4 protein-coding genes are annotated in these 4607 nt (G+C 71.5%); 3 read left to right on the forward strand and 1 reads right to left on the reverse strand.

What is annotated here, in order from left to right:
- Positions 1-593 (forward strand): acyl-CoA thioesterase (locus AC08ON_RS16015; RefSeq protein ID WP_476617258.1); only part of this gene is annotated, 593 nt, incomplete at its 5' end.
- A gap of 19 nt (positions 594-612) precedes the next feature.
- Here the strand turns inward: AC08ON_RS16015 and AC08ON_RS16020 are convergent.
- Positions 613-2196 carry an MFS transporter gene (locus AC08ON_RS16020; protein WP_476608329.1) on the reverse strand — a complete coding sequence of 528 codons (1584 nt, stop codon included), beginning with the start codon at positions 2194-2196 and terminating at the stop codon, positions 613-615.
- A gap of 198 nt (positions 2197-2394) precedes the next feature.
- Between AC08ON_RS16020 and AC08ON_RS16025 the strand changes: the two genes are divergently transcribed.
- Positions 2395-3153 carry a TetR/AcrR family transcriptional regulator gene (locus AC08ON_RS16025; protein WP_476608328.1) on the forward strand — a complete coding sequence of 253 codons (759 nt, stop codon included), beginning with the start codon at positions 2395-2397 and terminating at the stop codon, positions 3151-3153.
- A gap of 236 nt (positions 3154-3389) precedes the next feature.
- Positions 3390-4607, forward strand: a 1218-nt coding sequence (locus tag AC08ON_RS16030) for a protein kinase family protein (RefSeq protein ID WP_476617259.1), incomplete at its 3' end; no start/stop codon positions are given.

Consider the following 4607-nt stretch of genomic DNA (forward strand, 5'->3'; position numbering starts at 1 on the left):
TGCGCCCCGGCGACTGCCGCCAACCGGTCTGGATCGACGTCGAGCGGCTGGCCCACGGGCGGTCGATCGACTCCCTCGCCCTGACCTTCCGGCAGGACTCGTTGCAGATCTGCCGGGCGGACGTGATGCTCCGTTCCCCGGAGCCGGACTTCCTGCGCCTGCGCTCCACCGAGTCCGACTTCCTCGGCCCGCAGCACGCCAGCCCCCTTGACCGTCCGATGATGCCCTGGGAAGTTCGGGTGCTTCCCCGAGCGGACACCCATCAGCTGGACCAATGGCAGCGCATCCCCGAGGCGCCGGAGGACCGGTCCCTGTGGAGGGCGTTCATCGCACACAGCTGCGAGTTGCTGCCGCTGTCCGACCTGCTGGCCGTCACCGGCCTGACCCCCACCAAGCGCCTGGCAGTCGCTGTCCTATCGCAAAATGTGACCTTCTACGACGACCTGGACGTCCGGGACTGGCATCTGTTCCGGGTGCGTACCCTGCACGCGGGCCACGGCCGGGCGATCAGTCGCGTCGAGGTCTTCGGCCCGGACGGGGAGCTACGCGCGGGCAGTGAGCTCGTCGGGCTGCTGCGCGGATCCGCGATCTGATGTCCGCACGGCTGATGGATCAGATCTCCGCGAGGGCCTGGTCCTCGTCATCCGAGGCCCCGGACGCGGTCTTCTCCGTCGCGCCGAGGGGCGGCTCCGGCTCGGGCCGCCGGACACGGGGCAGCAGCAGCGCGGCCAGGATCCCGACCGCGAGGACGCAGCCGCCGATGAACAGCCCGAGGGAGTAGCCGGAGGCCAGCGCGTCGAGCCGCGCGGCCCCGTGCCTGAGGCGGCCGTCGGTATGCCTGGTCGCGATCGTCGACACCGCGGCGAGGCCAATCGCCGCGCCGATCTGACGGCTGGTGTTGATCAGACCCGACGCGAGGCCCGCCAGGCGCATCGGCACGCCCGCCGTGGCCGCAGCGACCATCGCGACCATGATAGACCCCACCCCCAGCCCGACGATCAGGACCGGGCCGAACACGTGCACCCAGTACGAGCCGTGCCGGGTGATCGTCGACATCCAGAGCAGACCCGCCGTTCCGCTCGCGAGACCGAACACGATGATCGGCCGCGGACCGAGCCGCCCGATCATCCGGGTGACAATCCGCGAGGCAACGATGATCATGAGCGGCATCGGGAGCATGGCCGCCCCGGCGCGCAGCGGGCTGTAACCCTGAACCTGCTGGAGGAAGAGGGTAAGGAAAAAGAAGATCGTGAACATAGCGGCGCCGAGGAAGGCGGCGACCGAGTTCGCCGCGGCGAGCCCGGGGTAGCGGAAGACGCTCAGCGGCACCAGCGGGGCGGGGGTCGTGGCCTCGACGGCCACGAACGCGGCAAGAAGCACTACCGCCCCAGCCAGCATCCCGAGTGTGACCGGGGACGTCCAGGAGGAACTCTCGGTGCGGACGATGACGTAGACCGACAGCACCAGACCCCCGGTGACGGTCACCGTGCCGGGAATGTCGAGATCACGCAGCCGGCTCAGCTGGCCCCGCGACTCGACGAGCACGAGCCGGGCGGCCACGAGGAGCGCCACGCCGATCGGCACGTTGACGAACAGCACCCACCGCCAGTTCGCGACCTCGGTCAGCGCACCGCCGACGATCGCGCCAAGCGCCCCGCCGCTGGCCGCGGTGGCGCCCCACGCGCCCAACGCCCGGGTCCGCTCCCGCCCCTCGGCGAAGGAGGTCATCAACAGGGTCAGCGTCGCCGGGGCGAGCACGGCCCCACCCAACCCCTGCACGACCCGGGCGACGATGAGCTGCGCCTCGGTCCGCGCAAAACCACCGCCGAGGCTCGCCAGGGTGAACAGCGCCAGCCCGGCCACAAACACCCGGCGGCGACCGAACAGATCCGCCGCCCGGCCGCCGAAGAGCAGCAGACCCGCGAACGCGATCGTATAGGCGTTGACCACCCACTGCAGGCCGCTCGCCGTCATCCCGAGATCGGTCTGCATCGACGGCAGCGCGACGTTCACGATCGAAATGTCCAGAACGACCATGAACTGGGCCAGGCAGCAGACGGCCAGCACGGCCCAGCCCGGAATCCGCAGGCCCGGCGGTGCGCCACCTTCCGGCGAGGCGCCCGCCCCGGTACCGGCGGTCCTGCCGACCACGGCACCGCCCTCACCCGAACCACCCTCGTCCGAATCTGCCCTCACCCGAATACCTCCAAGCTCCAGCCTTCGTACAGCTCCAGCTTTCGTACACCGTACGAAGGCTGGGCCAACCCTACGCCGTACGATGTACCAACGCCAAAATGGCAGACCGTGCCTCCTGCCAGGAGGCGTCCTGCCAGGAGGTGAGTGGCGATGGCGGCGCCGCCGAGTGCGGCCCCGGGGCGGCCCCCGGGGAAGCCGATGGCACGGGTGTCCACCCCACCGGGATGCCGGACGCCCCTGAGCGGTGAACGGCTGGCCCTGGCCGCAATGGAGATCGCCGACGCGGAGGGGCTCGCGGCGGTGTCGATGCGGCGGATCGCCGCACATCTGGGCGTCGGGACGATGACGCTCTACCACCACGTCCGGGACAAGGACGAACTGACCGGCCTGATGTGGGACGCGTTCCTGGCCGGGCATCTGCTGGACGAGGTTCCCGAGGACTGGCGGGACGGCCTCACCCAGATCGCCCGGCGCGCGAGGCGGTCCTTCCAGGAACATCCCTGGGCCCTTCGGATCGGCATCCGCCGGGGTTTCGGTCCCAACAAGCTGCGGCACATCGAGCAGTGCCTGACCATCGCCTCGAAGATCACCGATGATCCGCAGGACCAGCTGCGCATCATCCACTCGCTTAATGATCTGGTGGTCGGCTGCACGCTGCGCGAACTCGGCGACCGAGAGGATTTCGACCGCCGACGGCCTCCGGCGGCCGACGCCCAGAATCGCCCCGGTGTCCCGACGGCGCAACCGGTTTTCTCCGTCCAGGTCCTTGACGCCCAGGTCCTCAACCGCGCGCAGAGCGCCGAGGACGCACAGACCGCCGAGAAGGAGTACCCACGGCTGCGCGCCATCGCCGCCCTCGGCTGCGGCTACACGGCGCCGCGCTTCGAGCAGGCGCTGAAATGGCTTCTCGACGGGATCGCCGTCGCGTACGCGCCGGAGCCGCCAACCGACCAATGATCGGTCGGCCGGGAAGTAGCCGACCGGGGAACAGCCGGGCGATGTTCCGCCGACGATGATCACTGCGCTCGTGTCCGGTGCCCGCCGACGTCACGGCGGATGCCGAATTCGCTGCGGATGCGAAGAAGGGCAAAGAAGGAGGCGTAGCGGTCTTCACGGACACAACTGGAGTAGCTACCGTCGGAGAGAATAAACGCCGCTGACCGTCCACGAGCCGCATTCGGGGCATTATCACCATGACCGCTCGGCTACCTCGTCACGTCGCGCCGCTCGCCGTTGGCGAGCCCACCTCACTCGGGCCCTACCAGCTGCTCGGTCGGCTGGACGCCGGCATCACCGGCATCGTCTATCTGAGCCGTGCGGTCGGAGGCGCGCAGGTCGCGGTCCGCGCGCTGCACCCGGGCGACGCCCTGCGCGCGGACATGCGGGCCCGGTTCGCGGCGGCGATCGACCGCGCTCGCGTGCTGGCCGGGGCACACACCTGCGGCGTGCTCGACGCCGCGCCCGCCGCCGAGCGGCCCTACATGGTCACGGAGTTCGTCGGGGGCCCGACCCTGGCCCGCGAGCTCACCGAACGCGGACCGCTGTCCTCGGACGAGATCGACCGCCTTGCCCGGACCCTGTTGGAGACCATCGATGCGGCGCACCGCACGGTCGGCGCACTCGGCGACCTGACGGCAACGGATGTCGTGCTCTCCGTTACCGGGCCGCGGCTGGTCGACCTGGGTGTCGCGGCGGCCCTGCGGCCACTGCTGCTGTCCCCCGCGGCAGGCTCGGCCGGCGGGACGGCGCCCGGGACGCCGCACATCGTCGCCGGGCGCTCCGGCCACCTGTGGCCTCCCCCCAGCAGCCCCGGCTATGTGCCCGGCTATGTGCCCGGCTATGGCTACGGTCCCGCGGCGGGTGGCTGGGAGGGCCCCGCCGCCGACATCGTCGCGTGGGCCGGGATCGTCGATCTGGCCGCGACGGGAAAGCCCAGCGGGTCTGCCGAACCCGCGGCCCGGGCCGGACGACGCCGCGCCGACCGCTCGGAGCACACGGCTCCCATCGGCGAGGGGGTGCGGCGAGCGCTCGCCCGTGTGCGACAGGCCGATGGGGCCTCTCTGCCCGATACCACCGAACTGCTGGCGCTGCTCGCCGGATCGAAGCCGCGGTCGACCCGAGCGGCGTGGGGCCGTGGCCGACAGGTCGCCACGGCTCACGGCGGGCGGGCGGGCGCCGCGACGACAGGCGCGGATCCGCGGCCTGGGCCTACCGATCCTCGACCACCGACCCGGATGGCTCCCCCCGGAAAGGCTCCCCTCAGGACGGCCACGGGCGGGCGGCACAGCACCGGTCGGCGGGCACCGAGCCCCACCGGGAGTGTCCCTGACCCGATGGCCGCCCGGGCGCTGCCACCGCTCCCGACACTGCCACCGACCCCGACCCCGACCCCGACACTGCCACCGCCGGAG

Source organism: Frankia sp. CoWAU3 (genome assembly GCF_977971855.1).

What these genes read in the sequence shown, in the direction of transcription:
- AC08ON_RS16025 (WP_476608328.1), top strand. Translation starts at nt 2,395, where the DNA reads ATGGCACGGGTGTCCACCCCACCGGGATGCCGGACGCCCCTGAGCGGT.